15 protein-coding genes are annotated in these 15,900 nt (G+C 63.5%); 8 read left to right on the forward strand and 7 right to left on the reverse strand.

Features of this window, described 5'->3' with window-relative positions; all coding sequences use genetic code 11:
• Positions 1 to 77 precede the first annotated feature (77 nt).
• Positions 78 to 665 (reverse strand): SLATT domain-containing protein, encoded by a 588-nt coding sequence (locus APY03_RS03710; RefSeq protein WP_146039565.1) that lies wholly within the window; start codon positions 663 to 665, stop codon positions 78 to 80.
• A 924-nt stretch (positions 666 to 1,589) separates the two neighbouring features.
• On the opposite strand from APY03_RS03710, the gene APY03_RS03715 reads away from it, so the two are divergent.
• The 5 genes from APY03_RS03715 to APY03_RS03745 all read left to right on the forward strand — a co-directional run bounded on the left by APY03_RS03715 (position 1,590) and on the right by APY03_RS03745 (position 7,477).
• Entirely contained in the window at positions 1,590 to 2,630 is a 1,041-nt protein-coding gene (locus APY03_RS03715) for a hypothetical protein (protein ID WP_232324143.1), read from the forward strand.
• 188 nt (positions 2,631 to 2,818) lie between these two features.
• Entirely contained in the window at positions 2,819 to 4,921 is a 2,103-nt protein-coding gene (locus APY03_RS03720; protein ID WP_146039563.1) for a hypothetical protein, read from the forward strand.
• 145 nt (positions 4,922 to 5,066) lie between these two features.
• On the forward strand, positions 5,067 to 5,867 hold the full coding sequence (locus APY03_RS03725; protein ID WP_068674028.1) for a hypothetical protein: 801 nt from the start codon (positions 5,067 to 5,069) through the stop codon (positions 5,865 to 5,867).
• Positions 5,868 to 5,953: 86 nt separating this feature from the next.
• Complete coding sequence (locus APY03_RS03730) at positions 5,954 to 6,280, forward strand: hypothetical protein (RefSeq protein WP_146039562.1); 327 nt, start codon at positions 5,954 to 5,956, stop codon at positions 6,278 to 6,280.
• Between the two features lie 690 nt (positions 6,281 to 6,970).
• Complete coding sequence (locus APY03_RS03745) at positions 6,971 to 7,477, forward strand: hypothetical protein (RefSeq protein WP_068674036.1); 507 nt, start codon at positions 6,971 to 6,973, stop codon at positions 7,475 to 7,477.
• A gap of 75 nt (positions 7,478 to 7,552) precedes the next feature.
• Here APY03_RS03745 and APY03_RS03750 read toward each other — a convergent pair whose 3' ends face one another.
• Together APY03_RS03750 and APY03_RS03755 are read right to left on the reverse strand one after the other, a co-directional pair.
• Positions 7,553 to 7,765 carry a hypothetical protein gene (locus tag APY03_RS03750; protein WP_068674038.1) on the reverse strand — a complete coding sequence of 71 codons (213 nt, stop codon included), beginning with the start codon at positions 7,763 to 7,765 and terminating at the stop codon, positions 7,553 to 7,555.
• A gap of 101 nt (positions 7,766 to 7,866) precedes the next feature.
• Positions 7,867 to 8,190, reverse strand: coding sequence for a hypothetical protein (locus tag APY03_RS03755; RefSeq protein WP_068674039.1), 324 nt, complete (start codon positions 8,188 to 8,190; stop codon positions 7,867 to 7,869).
• 210 nt (positions 8,191 to 8,400) lie between these two features.
• On the opposite strand from APY03_RS03755, the gene APY03_RS03760 reads away from it, so the two are divergent.
• On the forward strand, positions 8,401 to 9,204 hold the full coding sequence (locus APY03_RS03760) for a TatD family hydrolase (RefSeq protein WP_068674041.1): 804 nt from the start codon (positions 8,401 to 8,403) through the stop codon (positions 9,202 to 9,204).
• A 39-nt stretch (positions 9,205 to 9,243) separates the two neighbouring features.
• Here the strand turns inward: APY03_RS03760 and APY03_RS03765 are convergent, their stop codons facing one another.
• Positions 9,244 to 9,798 carry a hypothetical protein gene (locus APY03_RS03765; RefSeq protein WP_068674044.1) on the reverse strand — a complete coding sequence of 185 codons (555 nt, stop codon included), beginning with the start codon at positions 9,796 to 9,798 and terminating at the stop codon, positions 9,244 to 9,246.
• A gap of 86 nt (positions 9,799 to 9,884) precedes the next feature.
• On the opposite strand from APY03_RS03765, the gene APY03_RS03770 reads away from it, so the two are divergent.
• Positions 9,885 to 10,559, forward strand: a complete 675-nt coding sequence (locus tag APY03_RS03770; protein ID WP_162487216.1) for a YkgJ family cysteine cluster protein — start codon at positions 9,885 to 9,887, stop codon at positions 10,557 to 10,559.
• 402 nt (positions 10,560 to 10,961) lie between these two features.
• On the opposite strand, the gene APY03_RS03775 is transcribed toward APY03_RS03770, so the two are convergent.
• Both APY03_RS03775 and APY03_RS03780 read right to left on the reverse strand, forming a co-directional pair.
• Positions 10,962 to 11,354 (reverse strand): hypothetical protein, encoded by a 393-nt coding sequence (locus tag APY03_RS03775; protein WP_146039561.1) that lies wholly within the window; start codon positions 11,352 to 11,354, stop codon positions 10,962 to 10,964.
• 124 nt (positions 11,355 to 11,478) lie between these two features.
• Positions 11,479 to 12,189 carry a hypothetical protein gene (locus tag APY03_RS03780; RefSeq protein ID WP_146039560.1) on the reverse strand — a complete coding sequence of 237 codons (711 nt, stop codon included), beginning with the start codon at positions 12,187 to 12,189 and terminating at the stop codon, positions 11,479 to 11,481.
• 1,252 nt (positions 12,190 to 13,441) lie between these two features.
• Between APY03_RS03780 and APY03_RS03790 the strand changes: the two genes are divergently transcribed.
• Entirely contained in the window at positions 13,442 to 14,200 is a 759-nt protein-coding gene (locus APY03_RS03790) for a Crp/Fnr family transcriptional regulator (RefSeq protein ID WP_068674523.1), read from the forward strand.
• Between the two features lie 1,188 nt (positions 14,201 to 15,388).
• Here APY03_RS03790 and APY03_RS03800 read toward each other — a convergent pair.
• Positions 15,389 to 15,874 carry a hypothetical protein gene (locus APY03_RS03800; RefSeq protein ID WP_068674055.1) on the reverse strand — a complete coding sequence of 162 codons (486 nt, stop codon included), beginning with the start codon at positions 15,872 to 15,874 and terminating at the stop codon, positions 15,389 to 15,391.
• Positions 15,875 to 15,900: the final 26 nt, after the last annotated feature.

Genomic DNA, 15,900 nt, shown 5'->3' on the forward strand with positions numbered 1-15,900 from the left:
GGGAAGACCAGATTCAGTGAGCCACCGGGGGCGTGCAATGCCGCTGGCGCCACCATTGCCTAGCATTGGGGTCGCTGCTAGCGTAGCGGCGTGCGCACTTCCCTTTGTCCACGATTTCGGCGTGCAAGAACTCGTTCGAAGTCGTTGTCATCGACCTCGTCGATGTCGTCATCATCATCGCCGTCGCCATCGTCGTCATCGTCGTCGTCATCCCCGCCGCCGCCGACCACCCCTCGAACCCGGAGTGGCGCAATTTTGTCGGCAGCCTGGAAGCGCCTTTCCAGTTCCATCAGCTCCTGCTGAAGCGCGGATTTTTGGACTTTGGGTCCCGCAGCGATAACTTCGACGCTGCGCCGGATGCTCTCATAGCTGTCCGCGGCCAAGCGGTGCGCTTCAGCTGTCTTGCCGTAGTTCAGGAAGGAGCTCACGGCAGTGCACAAGGCTCCAAGGAGGCTGAGCCATCCTAGACCGAGCAAGACCATTGGGTCCTTCGAGACCTGAGCAACCAATGAGCTGCCAGCAATGGTGGCGGCAGCTACCGCGACGATGCCAAGCCACATATGTCGTCGCTGGAGTCTCTCGGCCAGAGACCGGTGCTCCACCTTTAGTGCCGAAGCGCGAGCTCCCCAATTGGAAAGGAGAGTTGACTGGAAACGGGTCGTCATGGCATCCGCGCCGCGCACCTTGGACGGGGCTGGGCAATGTGCAGCAATGGCGGCGGCAGGTGGCCGTTAGACTCGGAAGACGTCGGGAAAATGGAGGTCATGGGCCACTCCTGCCCCTGGCTGAGGCGTACCGGCGATTATGTAGGACCCACCCGTTCAGGCCAATGGCGCAAGGCAGGGAAAGCGCGTGCGTCCTGCGCTTCGCCAGCGGCTCCCATTACTCGTTGGCTCACCGGCCTTGGCAGCTGGTTGTTGGGGCGGCGTGGCACGGGTACGAACGTGCAGAGCTCCCGGACCTTTGGAAAGCAATTTGCCCGCCCGCGAACCCGCCCACTTGGGGCGGTCTTTCTCGCCTGGGGCATTTACAGGGCGGGACGCGGGCGGGAACCGCTCGGCACTCAAGTCACGGCACTGCGCACCAGGCGGCTCTCGTTTGGTGTTCTCCGCGGCGGCCGGCGGGCGGCCGCCCGGCAATGGAACTGCGCGCGTATGGACGTGCCCCTCTATATGCTAAGGGTTAACCCATCATTTTCCGGGGTGCCTATACGCAGTGCGACGGTTGCCTTAGGGCGGCCGTCTAGCTTACGACGATGACCCTTGCGCAAAACCGACGACCGCCTGTACCAGCGACGTGAGACCTTTTAAGGCTCACGATAGTCGGCGCAGCGCGGTCTCTTTTCCTTTCTGCCTCTACCGAAGCGTGTCTCTCAATACGTGGTTTCTTGGTTCCGGGCGGCGCTCTAGTTTTGCGCCCAATGCCGGGACGAGCAGATGTCGTTTTTTCGATTTTGACCCTCGTTCCTGTCAACCATGTACCCCTCTCTCGCTGCTTGGCCAAAGCTGGCCGACCCCGTCGCCCGATGCGATGCCTTTCAATACGGTGCGCCGAACGCTGGGCGGCGCTTCCTCGTCATCCCTGCCCGCATGCTTGCCGCTGCTGGCCTTTCAGGCCGCGCCGCTGTTTTCGTCTCCACCTTCGGGGACGGCGCCCTTGTGACCGCGAGCTCCCGCCACGGTGGCCAGCGCCGTGCGCTTGCCGGAAGCTCGGAGCGCGGCGCCGTGCTGCAGTTGACGATGTCGCGCCTGCCTTCCGTGCTTCACCGAGACTCCATCCTGCTAGCAGGCCCAGGCTTCGTTGCCGTCGTTTCTGGCTCGGAAGCCGCCCGCTACCAGCACCTGCCGGAGTTCGAGAAAAACGAGGGCTTGCTCAAAGAGGAGACCGTGGCCCACGTCGACGCGCCCCTGCCCGCGCGCAAGGGCCTGCTGTGGCGCGAGCTCACCACGGCGGCCTATGGTCGCGCACAGCGGTGCCTGGACGTCACCGGCAATGTGTGGAGCGTCGCAGGCTTCGAGCTTGACTCGCCGCTGCGGGTGACCCGCTACATGGACGGCGTCCTCATCGAGCAGGTCGCCGCAGAGGAAGCCAATAGCCAGCTGCGTTCGAAGATGGCTCGGGGCAAGCGTGCCTACGGCGGCAAACGCTTCGGCCGGGCGGTCTTGTCGACCATCGAAGGTGACACGGTACGGGTTGTCGCCATGGACGGCGCAATCGCATTGGTTGGCGTGGCCAGGTCGCTGCGCGACTTTGCCCTTATCGCCGACGACCGCCGCGACTATGACACTCCGGCGACCGCGGAAGAGGCGCTGCGGGTTTCGCCCGCGAACACAACGGTGGTGCCCCTTGACCGGGAGATGCCCAACCTCATCGTCACGGGTGCGTGGCTGACCAACTACGGCTTCCACCCGGGCCAGCGCTACTCGCTCGAGCAGGACCCGGTTGTCCGCTCTCGAGTCCTCGCCGTCCTGGATAAGGAGGGCGCGTTTCTTGTCGGGGAGACTCCTCTCAACGCCTCGCACGCGGCGCTCGATTTGCCACTGGAGACGGTCTCGCACTTCCGAAGCCCTGCCGTCAAGGTCATTGGTACCCGTGACGGACTGCATATCCAGCAGCACTTCGCGAGTTAGTACCGCGACGTGACGGTCAGCAAGGCGGTGCTATAAGGCGCCGCTTTCGTTTTAGGCAACAGTGGCGGTATTGCTAATGCATCTAAAAGACCCTACAATCCTGCTTTCCAACGGTCAATCCAGAAAGCAAGCCTGTGCGCGCTGTCCCCTATCCCGCCTCTCCGACCTGCCCCGAGCTCACCGCGCCCTTGCTGCAGCACGTGCCCAAGGTCGTGCAGCCTGCCGGCTACAGACAATTGTTCATTCCCAACGCGGCGCTGGCAGCCGCCAGCATGGCCCACGTGCGCGAGGTGTTTGTCACCTCGTTCCAGGACATCGCGCTTGTCACGGCCGGCGGCCCGGAGGCTCTTTGCGGCGATTCCGTAGCCGTCTCGCCCAGGCTTGGTGTGCGTCTGACCAGTTCTCGCCTGCCTGCCGGACTGCAAGAGCAGTCGCTGCTGCTGATTGGTAAGGGGTACCTCCTGTTGATGCCAAGCCGGCGGGGCGTCGCCGACTTCAAGTCCGTTCCGACCCTCCCCCTGCCGAACAAGCAGGAACTGGCGACGAGCAAGGCACCTGTGCCTTCTCGCCGCGGGCTTGCCTGGCACATCCTGCTCAAGACGCACGGAGAGCGCAAGCACCTGACGGTCTCCGGCAAGCTGTGGGAAGTCGCCGGGTTCGGACCCCAGTCGCCGACGCGCATCACCCGCCATGCCGACGGCCTCCTCATCGAACGCGTGGAGGAGCAGCGCGCCAACGGTCGGTTGACCTACCGGCCTTCCGCGGGCGGCAAGGCCTATCCCTACTTCCGAATTGGACCCATCGGGGCCGCGTCCGTCGAGGGCGACGCCGTGCGGATGATTGCAATGGACGGTGCCGTTGCCTTGGTAGGCATGTCACGGCCGCTCTCCGACTTCGGGCTAGAGGCGCGCGAGGCCGCAGACAACGTGCCAGTGGCAACGAAGGCGGCTGCCGACGCTGGACCGTTTACGCCAGCTGAGGATAGCGAGGAACCGCCTCACGGTTGGTCGCGGGGCAGCGTTGCGGTCGGCGGTGTGCGCCTGATGTACCCGGCCCTCGCCAGCTGGCCAAGGCTTGCCAAGCCCGAGGCAGTGGTCCTGCGGGCCGATTCGCAGGGGTGCACGTCCCTGCGAGTGCCAATGCGGACGCTCCGTGCGGCCGGGCTCGAACCCCGCCAAGGCCTCAATATCGCTACCTTTGAAGGCAGAGCACTCATCTGGGCCGGCAACCGCGGCGGCATGTTTTCCGTCACCTCGGAAGGAGGCTTTGTGGTCAACCACGTTGGACTGAGCCCTGAAGTCACGCCGGCGAAGCACGCGCTGGTTCAAGGCCCAGGCTACGTCATCCTCACGACCGAAGAAGACGCGCGTAAGCTCGCCCGAGGTCTCGAGCCTACCCGGCTCGAGCGCAACCCTCGCGTAGATGATGACGTCGTTGACCTCGTCAGCGCGCCGTATCCGACCGCTGACGCTGTTGTTCTTGCGTGGAAGGACTGCAAGGTAACGGATGCCACAGGCAACCGCCTAGCCATCCTCGCCGGCCTCATCTGGAAGCTCGCAGGCATCGAGCTCAATGACCCGCTGGCCTTCACGCGATACACCAACGTCACGATGATTCGGCGCGGGAATGAGACGTCGTCGAAGACGCTGCGCCCCTACGACCAAACAAGGTCCGACATGCCCCGTCAATTCGTGGGCACCACGCTGTTCGACGTGGCGAGTACGGAAGTTGTCCGGGCGATTGTGACGCGCGACGGAATCTTGCTCACCACCCCTGACAGCGAGTTGGGCCGGCAGTGCAAGAAGGCACAACGCATCCCGCTCGGTTCCCTGAGAATTCAGCGCTTTGTTTCCAGGCACGAGGGCGCCGCCGTCCAAGGCTCCAAGGCCCCCACGGCTTCCATAGGCGGTCTGACGGTGCCCCTCCACGCACCTTCTGGCAAGAACACGTCGCTGTACGACCTCCCGCCAGGTGAAAGCCGCATTCAGGTTCAGGGCGCATGGCTCGCAGACTACGGCTTCGTGCCAGGGGCGCGATTCGAGCTGGTCCCGCATCCTCTGATGCCCAGCCGTCGATTGGCCAGGCTGAATGCGTGCGGGCCCCACATGGTGACAACCCACACTGGCAACACCCCGAAGCTCTACGTCCCGGCAGCGGCTGTTGCCGATTTCGACAGCGAGAAGGTCAAGGTGTTCGGCGCCGCCGACGGGCTGCACATCCAGCGACACTTCGTGAACCGCCCGCATGTGGGAAGGCCGCGGAAGCGTTCGGAGGCCGCCGTCGCCGCCTAAACAGCGACATTCCAAAAAGGCGCCCTTGGGCGCTTTTTGTGCTTTAGATGTGCAGTGACGGTGTTGATAGTGCATCTAAAAGGCTCTATAATGAACGCCGAAGCCCGCGGGACAGCTCCCGCCTTTCTCCTCTCCCCAGGCGCCTATGAGCCAATCCCCTGCCTATCCCATCCTCACGCCCGAAGAAGTCATCGCGCTACGGCGAAAGACGACTTCAGGGTCCACCGAACCCTGGTCGGACACCCTCGCCTTCGCGGACGCCCTTTTCAAGGCCCTGGCCGCGAAGACGAAGGCGCCGCAGGAGGAGCCTGTCGACTGGGATGCCCTCGATGCTCTAGGCTGGCAACGGATGCAGTGCGACGTTTGCGGTGACTTGGCGCGAGCCGCACCGTACCCGTCCCGAGGCCTTCAGGATAATGCGCTGCGCTACGTCCAGCTGCGCAAGCGGGTGAGGGTCGAAGAGACGGCCGCTGGCCCTGCGTTCAAGTTTGAAGGCCTGCAACCGGCCGCCGGCGCTGGTACTTGCATCGCAAGCGACGAGCTCGACGCGGCAGTTGACGCCTTTAGGAACAGAACCCCGCCTTCGCGTGGCCAACACGAGCGCGAGGAAGCGGAATCGACCGCTGTTGGAGAGCCCAGTGGAGATGCTGTCGCAGCTCGAGAATTCGACAGGCCCACCATCCGTGCTGTGCTCGACCTGTTCGAGGTGGAGGGCAACAGCGATGGCGTCTACTACAACGAGCCAAACGACTACGGCGTTGTGACGCTGCGCTTGCATACGGGTGACGGGGACCCCGCAAAGCTCTACCTTGGCGAGCAGGTCATGGGAGAGTTCGCGACCGGGCAGCGCGGCCTGGAGTGGCGGGGCACCGGCCGGTACAAGCTAAACGATGCCCTCGTCGACCTAGTCTGGGAGCAACTTCAGCTGCGCCAGGAGGAAAGCTGATGGGAGCCCGGCCCTCCTCGCTTGCCGAGCAGGTCGCTCGCGCTCAAGCGACCGTCGCAACCTGGTCGCCCGAGAAGTTGGCGTCTATGCAGCTGCAGGGCACCGACCCGTTCCATGAGCGCCGCCTGCGAGAGAAAGCCGCGGAGGGCCGCCCGGATGCGGCTGTGCAACCGAGGCATGCACTCGCGCCGATTCGAGCTTCAACGGGCAGACAAGGCGAGCTGGCCTGCTTCGGTAGGCTGGCGTTCGAGCGCATGCAGGAAGTCTCCCCGCCCTTCGGGAAACCGTTGACCTGGAACGACATCAGCGACCGCACCCGTGAAGTGTGGGCGGACGTTGCGGGAACCATTGCAGCGGCCGCGGTTGCAGCGAACAAAACCAAACGAGAGGACCGCGAATGCCGTGCGAACTGACACGACTGCTTATGGCAGTACACCAACTGCCCTCGGACAAGGTGGCAGCTAGTCGGGAGAAGCTATTCTCGCTACTTATGTTCGCGAGCCACGCACTGGGGCTCGTGTTTGCGGCTGGGCTGCTGGCAATTCCTTGGAACGGCTACGAAGCGCCGCCGTCGGCCCTGGTTTTCCTCCCGGTGGGAGTGCTCTTGTCCGTCGGGGTAGGAGCCGTTTTCGGGGAAGCGCTTTCGGCCTGTTCGCCCTTGGCGGAATCGAAGTACTGCACTGACGCCCTCGACCTCGTGCAGCGGAGCAGCTGGGCGCGCCAGATACGCGATTCGGTGATTGCGTCGCATCGGCAGCTATACGTACGGGACTACCTGCTCATGAAGGAGGCCTCCCGGCACGAGGAAGTCGTGGAAGCGGCCTCCCTGCAGCGGCGAGCCTGTGCGGAACTGCATAGCGGGGGCTAGCCCAAGCCCCAATCACCTCAGGAACCGCCCTCATGAACCACCAATCGCAGCCCGACATTTTCGAGTCCTCCCCTGGCAACAAGTTCGCCGGAGTCGAAATGCGGGTCCTTGCCTGGCCACCGCTGCCAAGTCGCACGCGCAGACCCTTCGCTGAACGCAAGGCCGAGCGCGTCGCGGCGCGGTCCGGAAACCCCCAAACCACGGACGCGCCAGCCCTTGGCCTGGCCAACCAGCGATGACGGCGCAAGGAGAGAACACCGGCGCCGGAGGCAGGGCCTCCGGGGTCGAACTGCGTTCTGCACCGGCTGTGACGCCGGCCGTCAGTGACCTGGACATCCTCGTGTGCTTCGCTCGCGCAGTGGGTGAAAACAAGGCCGACTACCTGGTGTCGGTTGGCCGCGCGATTCTCGACCTGGGCGACCTCGCTGCCGGCCGCCAGACGCCGCCAAACAGGCCGGTGCAGGGGAGCGTATCTGCCGCTGTTGATGGCCTGGTCGACGCTTTGGCTGTCTCCAAGGGCTGGATGCGCGACTACGCGCGTGCCATCGTCGAGGACGCGGTGGACCGCGTCCAGCTCAGCCGGGTGACCCTGGCCACATCGGAGCGTGCCGCATTGATTCGCGCTGCGCAATGGATGGACATTCCGGCGGATGGTTCGACAGCCGCAATGGAAGCGGCGCAAGATATCGGAGTTCTGCGCGCCCTTGCCGCCCGTCTACTGGTTGATTTCGAAGGCGCTTAAGCCCGTCTTTCGGCTCTCGTTCGGTTTGTCCAGAACGAGAAACATTGCATGAAATGAGAAACGCTTTAGGCCGCGTCAGGCGCCTGCGAGCGACGTCTCCGCCAGATAAAGGTTCGTCATCAGCCCGAGCAGCTTCTGCTCTTCCGACTCCTTGCAGGCGACGACACCAGGCACAAGGTGCGGCAAATCGTGTTCGGCCTGGTAGTCGTAGGTTTCCTCGAAGACCTGAAAGGCAGTGCCCTCCCCCTTCAGCCCCGTGGCACGTAGGAGCTCAAAGGCCTTCACCATGCAGTTCAGGACCGCGGGATGGATGTCCAGGACGGGCCCCCACTGACGAAATGCCTTAAACACCGCCCGCTTCGCGCATATCCGGTGCGCCGCCCCGACATTCAGCAGCGCCGCGTGGCAATCGGTCCTCGATACCAGGCAAGCTTGGCCAATCTCTGACTCAAGCGGCGTGCCGAGCAGCGAGCGCAGTCTGATGACGTTGCGCGCATCCCGACATACCTGGCGTGGTCCAGAAGCGCGTTTAGGGCTTGATACTCTGGGAACGCCAGAAAGGTATTGCGATTCGCGGTGAGAGCCAGGGTCTCGTCGAGCATCTTCAGCTCGGCCAGCAGTTCCAACAGCGCCGCCTCCGTCGGAGCGGTGCTGTATGCGAGATAGGCCGAGAAGGCCTGGTCGATGACGAGGGTTGCAGGTGTTGCGGACATGTGTTGGGTCGCGCGGTGCGCGTCGCGGCACGAGCTGCGCGGGCTTTGGGTTCCCCTCAGCGAGGGGGACGAGAGAATGAATCTTATCAAGGTCAGCTTTAGGTACTATGGGCTACATCCGTTTTAGTTAACACCCCATAAGCATCAGCCGGCTATCCGGAAGCAAATCCACGACGCTACACAGCTCACATCCGCTCAGAAATCGACACCATGGACCTCATCGACATCGGAGTCAACTTCCACACCAGCCAGCTCGCCGGCCACACCTCGGACATCCTCGCTCGGGCCAGGGAGGCGGGCTTGGTCTCAGTGATGGCTACAGGCACTTCCCATAAGTCCAGCGTGCAAGCGCTGCACCTCGCACGTGCGGAGCGCGGCTTCGTGTTTGCAACCGCCGGCGTGCACCCTCATTCTGCAGACAACTGGAGCCCTTCGGACCTCGAGCGTTTTGCACTCTTGTGGGAAAGCCCAGAGGTCGTCGCCATAGGAGAGTGTGGCCTTGACTACAACCGGAACTTCTCCTCCCGGGAGAACCAGCGCAAGGCCTTCTCAGCGCAGCTGCGCGCCGCGGCTGCGTTCAAGAAGCCGCTCTTCTTGCACTGCAGGGACGCGTTCGAGGAGTTCCACGCCCTGGTCACCGAGCCAGGCGTGGGTGCCGTGCGCGGGGTCGTGCACTGCTTCACGGGGACATATGACGAAGCGCTGGCCTTTCTCGCCATGGGGCTCGACATCGGCATCACAGGCTGGGTGACTGACCTTAACCGTGGTGGCGCCCTGCGCGAGGCGGTGAAGGGCATCCCGCTGGAGCGCCTTCACCTGGAAACGGATGCGCCCTACCTCAGCCCGAAGAACCTCAAACGCCGACGCACGTACAACGAGCCCGCCAACCTCCGGTGGGTGGCGCACGAGGTCGCGTTGCTCAAGGGCCTGCCCCTCGAGGAGGTGGCGCGACGCTGCACCGAGAACTCGGGGCGCCTGTTCTCCCTCAAGACGACTCGTCCAGAAATGAGATGACCCCAGCTTGCTGCCGGGGTCAAGAAATGAGTTTTTTACTCAGATGTAAAGGACGTCACGCGCTTGGCGCTCTTGCGCCTCACGGGTGTCGATTGCAGCCCAGTCGACCTTGTTCGCAACCGGCGGAAGGTCCTCCAAGCCCTCGTTCTCGACGAGGTACTTGGCGGCAAACATGCCCCAGTTGTTGGCAGCGTAGTCCTCGGGGTCGAGGTAGCTGCTGCTGGTCGCAAAGGCGAGCGCAAGCTCGTGCCCCTTTGTGCGCAGCTCTGGGAGGCGGTCAGCGCCGACGGGGAGGTAGCGCAGGTTGCGCAGGGCGGCGTAGACGTCGTGCTTGCCCACAATGCGGTGTTCGCGCGGTAGCGCTTCTGCAAAGCCGAGGCCGAGGTAGTGGCCAGCATCGCCTTGCTCGTCGGTGAAGAAGACGGTCGTTTCGGGATGGCCGTGGTCGACAGCTGCTCCCGTCACCGCGACGGTTACGATATTCTTGATGTCTTCGTATTCTCCCAGCGACGGGTGCAGCCGGAACAGCTGTGAACCTTCGCGAAAGCGGTTAAGCGGCGGGGTGCCCAGGGATACTGCAATTCCATGTGCCATTGGCATTCCTTCGTGTTGATGACCTACGCCGTGTAGCCATCGCGATGCGGCCGTCGTCCAACGAGGGATAATACGGAATGCCTCACGTGCCCCAGTTCTCCGACGACGACTTTGCCGAAGTCCGCGCGATGCTCACGTCCGACAGTCGCGAGATGGTCGAGCACGTCGCAGCCGATGTTCCCGAACACATCATTCGAATCCTGCCGCATGCACAGGCCGTTGCCGAGGGCAAGGTGGCTGAGATGCGCGCCCGCCTGAAGGCTTTCGAGGCCGAGATTCAGCGCGTGCTGAATGAGGTGCTGCGGCCGTCCCTTTCGCGAAAAGCTCGCATGACGAAGCTGCGCGACTTGGCAACAAAGTTCGGGCAGGCCTTGATGCCAATCACCGCTTGCGCCGCCGGTAGCTGCGCGCATTGTTGCCACATCCCGGTGTCGGTGTCCGAAACAGAGGCCTCCCTCATTGGGGAGGCGATTGGTCGCAAGCCGAAGCGCGTATCTGCCAGCAAGGAGATGTCGACAGAGTATGGCTATCACCGTCCGTGTACGTTCCTCAGGAACAACCGCTGCAGCATCTACGCCAACCGCCCTTTTGCCTGCCGGATGCACCTCTCGTTGGATGAATCCGATAGGCTCTGCGTCCTGATTCCAGGAGTGACCGTTCCAGTTCCCTTGGTGGACACGCGCGAGTTTCAGTTGGTGTACGCGCAAGCAAGCGGCGGCGAGACGATTGCAGACCTCCGGGACTTCTTTCCTGCTTCGTAGTCCTACGCAAGGCCTCGGTCGATACGCAATGAGCACGGCTGACCGAGCGGACGGCCACCTCGTCCAGATATGACTTAAGGAGCCGCCAGTGAAGTTTGGGATGCGAAAGCCCTCGGTACGCAAGATGATTGGCGCGCGTACGTCGCCCAAACGCTTCGTGCGGCACAGCCTGGGCCTGAAGGCTCCCCGAGGATGGGGCTGGCTCATCAACCCAAAGAAGGCCGCCTACAACCGAATCTACTCGCGAACGACTTTCAGCCCTTTGGGGGGTCCTCAAGGCGCTGTTCGGAGGAAGGCGCGGGTAGTCCGCTGGCCCCGGGGCCGGCAGGTTTCGGTTGCGCGGCGGGTAGGTCTTCGAATATTCGAAAAGCGGCTGGGTCGAAGTTTGCGACTGCTCTGGCATCACTTGCCTGCCTGCGCTTGAGCGGCGAATTTCTCCGCTTGCAGGCGCTCACGCACCTGGTCCCATCGCATCCGGCGGCCCGAGGGCCCGGTGTTGCCGAACATGTGTCGGTTCACCAGCCGGGCACGGGCCGCGATGTTCGCTTCGCGGAGCAGGTTGTGTCCGGCGGATGAGTTGTAGTTCGAGATGCCTTCTGCTTCTGGCAGGAGGCGGTCGAGCAGCGCCAACTCGCGAGCTTCTGCATCGTCGGCAAATTCGCCAAGCGCGTTCTTCAACTCGTCGGCTGCCGCGGCTTCCGCAACCTGGTCGTACCAGGTGCCAATCCATTGCAGCGTGTGGACGATACCGTTCTTGGCCACATCGGCCAGGAACTTGGCTTGTACTTCCTGCACGTTCGTAACTGTCATGTTGTCCTTTGGTTGGGTTCTACGTGTGTATAGCCAGGCCGCACGATGGCGGGCTTTAAAATGGGAAAGCCGCCGACCTGTGAGGCCAGCGGCTCGAAAGAAGCAGTTTTTAGCAGTAGAGTTCTGCGTCGACCCAGCGGCGCGTGTCGGGGTCGAAGACCTTGATGACAGCCTCGCAGCGACGCAGATGAGCGGAAATCCGCACCCGGGCGCCTTCCCAGAGACTTTCTGAACGGATGAGGCTGTCAGCAGCCTTCGCGATTTTCTCGAAGAGGACCATGCCGACGGTGTAGCCGTCGCACTCAGAGAAGCGTTTCATGGCGCGGCGATAGCCGCGACGAATCCAGGCGACGAATGCGGCCTGCACCGTCGGTGACTTGTACTCGGCAACCTCCTCCTCGCTGAGCGAAGTGTCGGCAAGGATTTCATCCAAGTTGCCAAAGGCGGTCGCCACGCCGCGGACGATGGAGTCCTCGGTGTAGAAGTCCAGCTTTCTGCTGGGGATGAGCTTCGGAAGCTCGAGGTCGTCGTTGACGCAATCGCGCAGCATCCCCTCGATGTTCAGCGCCAGGTCCGCAGCGTTGTCTCGGCCGTAAGAGTGCCGCATGGCCCAGCCGTTCTCCAGGCGCAGCAGCAGAACGGAGCCGAGTGCCTCGCACTCCCCTTCGACCGGGGAGGTCTGGGTCGCGAAGTGCTCCAGCATGTCGTGCGCGCACGCCAGGCCGCTGGCCGGATTGGCGTTCTCAAACCAGGTCGGCTCGAGACCCATGATTCCAACCTCATCCCATTCCTTATAGATGAACTCACGAACGATAGGCACGGCTGCCCTCCTAAAAAGTAGTTGTCCTGAGCGGTATAGCGAGCGAGGCGTAATCCGAAATCGCGTTCGGCGCGTGACTACGCGAGAGGACGGACGCGGGATGAGGGAGCGCCCCTCTGCCTTGGTCGCGCATGACCACGTCTCATGGCACGAGGGGCGTGTCGTGTGGCCGAGAAGCGTGAAGGCGGCTATCTGCGGTGTGACGCACTTCCGAATTTGCGCCGCAGGCGCTTTGAAGCGGAGCGCACGAAGGCCAGGATGTGGGCAGAATGGCCGACTTTGGACTTTTTCGGACCAACTGCCTATGTCTGCTCTAGTCCTTCTCATCGCGCTCGTCCCAGCCGTCGCAGTCTTCGTGGTAGCGAGCACGACCCGAAGCGTCTGGTGGACTACCGTCGCGGCGGTCTTGGCGGCGGGTGTCGGCGTTGTGATGGGGCACCCTGCGTACATGGTGCTGGATGTCCTCGCGGTCGCCGTGCTGTACTGGCTGTCGATGCGGACGCTTCTCAAAACGAAGCGCGAGGTGAAAGCAGCGCGTGCCTCGGCACTTCCTCCAGCGGCACCGCCTCCGCCAGCCCCTTCCGCCGCCAGCGGCGGCCGTGGCAAGGGGCTCCCCGGGCTTGTCCTAGGCGCGCTGGGTGTGCTCGGCTACATCGGCTACCTCGTCCTCAGTTTGGGTCTTCTGGACCGAAGCGCCCCCGTTGCGCCGACGGCGGCCGCGACCCCCGCTGCTTCGTCGCAGCCGGTCGGCCTCCCGCCAGTAGCTCCATCTCAGCGTGTTCAGCCGCCGCGAACGGTCGCTTCGCGGCCCAAAAATCTGCCGCAGAACCGTGGTTCCGTCACGAAGCAGTCGGTGGCAGCCTGCCTCCGCCTTGCTTCTGATGAGAAAATGCGGGACTGCCTGGCGCGCGCCGAATGAAAGCGGTGCGAAGGGCCTCCCCGTCACGCGAGGCTCACCGATGAGCGCGCGTCCGGCGGTGGTTGGCTCATCAAGCCGACCATAGGCTGAGAGAAGGCGCAGGGCCTGCGCCAAGTCTTGTGGAGGTTCGCTGACGGGAAATCCCTGTCATGCAGCGGAAAATCATCGTTGGTAGACTGTGGCCCGCCCCTGGCCCGCCATGTGTTTTCGCCTCAGTGCGGAACCAGGGCATTGCTTTTGCCGATTCAGACAAGGAGAAGTCCCCTCGAGCATTCACGGCTAGTGAACGATTTAAGGTCCGTTGCGTTCGATTTTCCCCACCGAAAGGCGTTGATGTATCTCCACCCGCTCATCGCAGGCATTCCGCAGAGCGAACGGGCCGCTCTCGTGAAGAAGTCTGAGCTTCGTACGTTCAAGCGCAACGAAGTCATCGTTGCCTTCGATGAGAAGACCAGCTACATCTATTGCATTGCCTCGGGGCTGGCCAGGGTGGTGGTGCCGTCGGGCGGCGAGGAGGGGGTGACCACGGAGTTCGTTCGTCAGGACGACTTTTTCATGGGCCCAACGCTCATGGAGCCCTCGTACCATGCAGACGCCTCGTTGGTAGCTGCCTTGCCGACAACGGCATACGTGGTCCCGATAGTGGCCATGAAGGAGCTGTGTCTGAAGTACCCGGAGATATCGCTGGGTCTGTTCGAGCTTGCCCGCAAGCGGTTGGTCGTTCTGCGTGCGCAACTGCGCCGCATCGCATCTCAGTCGTCGGAGAAGTTGGTAAGTCGCATCCTTCACGAGCTGACGCAGCTCGCGCCAACGGCATCAGGCGGCTACGACAAACGCATTACGCAGTCGGTGATTGCTTCGTACTCCGGACTGTCCCGCGAGCAGGTGAACAAGACCATCCGGGACCTGGAGGGGCGGGGCCTTGTCACCAAGGACGCCGAGGGTGTCCACGTGCCGCCGGACTTCGCTGCGACCGACTTTCGAACGCTGCCCATTCAGGAATCGCTTCCGAAGGTGGAGCCCACCGTGACGACCTTCTTCCCCGACCTTTTCGACGAAGAGACGTTCGCCATCGCGCGGAAAAAGAGATAGGCGGCGTTCGCCGCGGCGTCCTGCGGCATGCCAGAAGGCAAATTTCAGTGACCCCGCACGCCGGCTGAGTTCTCACGCAGGGTCCTGAGAGCCTCGTGCCGCTGCGCAGTTGTCCCGCCGGCCGCAACGTCGTTCAACGGCCGCAGCAGGCGCATTGCGACGAACCGTAGCTCGCCTGTGTCGGCGCGCTGCGGGAGCTCCGTCAGCTTTTCGACGGCGGAAGCACTCCCCTGTCCAAAGCCAGCGCGTTTGCACCGTTCCTTCGTACAGCGGCGAGGCCTCCTCGACCACGAGACGACTCTGGACTGGCAAACGCGCGCTCTAGTCTGAAAGCCGCTCGGAAGCCCCGGGGCGCCCGCCTGGCTCCTGCCATACCGCGGCACCTCCTGCAGTTCTGCCCAGGGGGAGCTGCGCTCTCGCTACACGGAGCATCCAAACCCGCTTGGCTGCCCCAATGTCGCCGCACCCCCGCCTCCGCTCGCTCGCAGCCACGGTCTTGCTGGGCGCCGCACTCATCGCCCAGGCCGCCGAGCCTGCGAACGGCGTCAACGCTGAGGCCGCCGGGCTGATGAGCCAAGCGAACCATCTCACCCGCGCGTCGGTGCTCTATGCGCTGAAGGAAGGCCGCTGGCCATACGCTCTCACCCACCTCTCGCCGAGCTTTCTCACCGCGGTGCCAAGCCCCCCGAGAGCGTTCGGTCGCCAGGCGGAGTGGCGCACGGTCAGGCCCGGGTTCCCGGCGGCCTGGGTTCGGACCGGTGCACCAATCGACCTCTGCCGGGCGCTCAACCTCCAGGCTCGAGGCGATGACGGCATCTATAAAGCTGCGCAACCAGCCATGCCCCTGCAGTGCTACGGTCGCAGCGCACCGTTTACGGTGCTCGTGCTGTTCGCAGAAGGCGAGACCGCTGCCTTGCACAAGGCTCTTCGCAGAGCAGGCGGCTGGAAACACGGAGCTGCCGACAGGCCCCATGGAAGTTGGTCGGTGCCTCCGAACGTAAGAAGTCCGAGCTATTCGCCGGAGCACCACTGAGCCTTGGACCAGGCTGCCTCGGAGCCCTGGCCACGCGTCCTCCGAAATCATCAATGAGGGGCTGCCCCCGTCGGCTGGAGTTGGGCAGCGGGCTTGCCGTGGCCCCTTCTTCTTCGAAGCGGGCTAAGACGGCGCGAGCTCCGAGGGGGGGGTACCTAGCCCTCGTACAACTCCGCCCGGATGTGCTCGCCAGCATTGCCGCCAGCCTCGCTGTCGCCAAACGGGTCGCCTAGGGAGGCGGCAGCGTCCACCACGCGCGTCGCGAAGTCGACCACGTTCTGGTCGAGCTTGTCGCCAGGCCGGATGAGCCCGCGCTGTGTTGCGAACTCGGTAAAGCGCGAGACAGGTCCGCGCGCCTGTGAACCGTCTGTGCGGAAGGACGGGTACGCACTGCGTGGCACGCCGCAGCACAACTGCTCGCGGATGCGGTCGCCCGCACTCAGGCCTGACTTGTCGTCCGCGTAGGCGTCCCCAATGGCTGCGCAAAGGCCTGCCACGTCCATCGCAAACTCGAGGAAGTTCTTGTCGAGCTTGTCACCAGCGCGGGCCAAGCCTGAATCCACCGCCATTTCGGTGAGCCCCTCAAGGCACGCGGGGTCATCGATGCCTGCGCCCACCGGGTCGTCGTCTTCGTTCTCCATCTCGGAAACTCCTTTGGAACGGGGCA

The organism is Variovorax sp. WDL1 (assembly GCF_001541225.1).
Taxonomy (GTDB): Bacteria; Pseudomonadota; Gammaproteobacteria; order Burkholderiales; family Burkholderiaceae_C; genus Variovorax.

Bases quoted from the DNA above. Each gene is read 5' to 3' on its own strand.
- APY03_RS03710 (WP_146039565.1), bottom strand. From the start codon at position 665: ATGACGACCCGTTTCCAGTCAACTCTCCTTTCCAATTGGGGAGCTCGC.
- APY03_RS03715 (WP_232324143.1), top strand. From the start codon at position 1,590: ATGCTTGCCGCTGCTGGCCTTTCAGGCCGCGCCGCTGTTTTCGTCTCC.
- APY03_RS03725 (WP_068674028.1), top strand. From the start codon at position 5,067: ATGAGCCAATCCCCTGCCTATCCCATCCTCACGCCCGAAGAAGTCATC.
- APY03_RS03730 (WP_146039562.1), top strand. From the start codon at position 5,954: ATGCAGCTGCAGGGCACCGACCCGTTCCATGAGCGCCGCCTGCGAGAG.
- APY03_RS03745 (WP_068674036.1), top strand. From the start codon at position 6,971: ATGACGGCGCAAGGAGAGAACACCGGCGCCGGAGGCAGGGCCTCCGGG.
- APY03_RS03750 (WP_068674038.1), bottom strand. From the start codon at position 7,765: ATGGTGAAGGCCTTTGAGCTCCTACGTGCCACGGGGCTGAAGGGGGAG.
- APY03_RS03755 (WP_068674039.1), bottom strand. From the start codon at position 8,190: ATGTCCGCAACACCTGCAACCCTCGTCATCGACCAGGCCTTCTCGGCC.
- APY03_RS03760 (WP_068674041.1), top strand. From the start codon at position 8,401: ATGGACCTCATCGACATCGGAGTCAACTTCCACACCAGCCAGCTCGCC.
- APY03_RS03765 (WP_068674044.1), bottom strand. From the start codon at position 9,798: ATGGCACATGGAATTGCAGTATCCCTGGGCACCCCGCCGCTTAACCGC.
- APY03_RS03790 (WP_068674523.1), top strand. From the start codon at position 13,442: ATGTATCTCCACCCGCTCATCGCAGGCATTCCGCAGAGCGAACGGGCC.
- APY03_RS03800 (WP_068674055.1), bottom strand. From the start codon at position 15,874: ATGGAGAACGAAGACGACGACCCGGTGGGCGCAGGCATCGATGACCCC.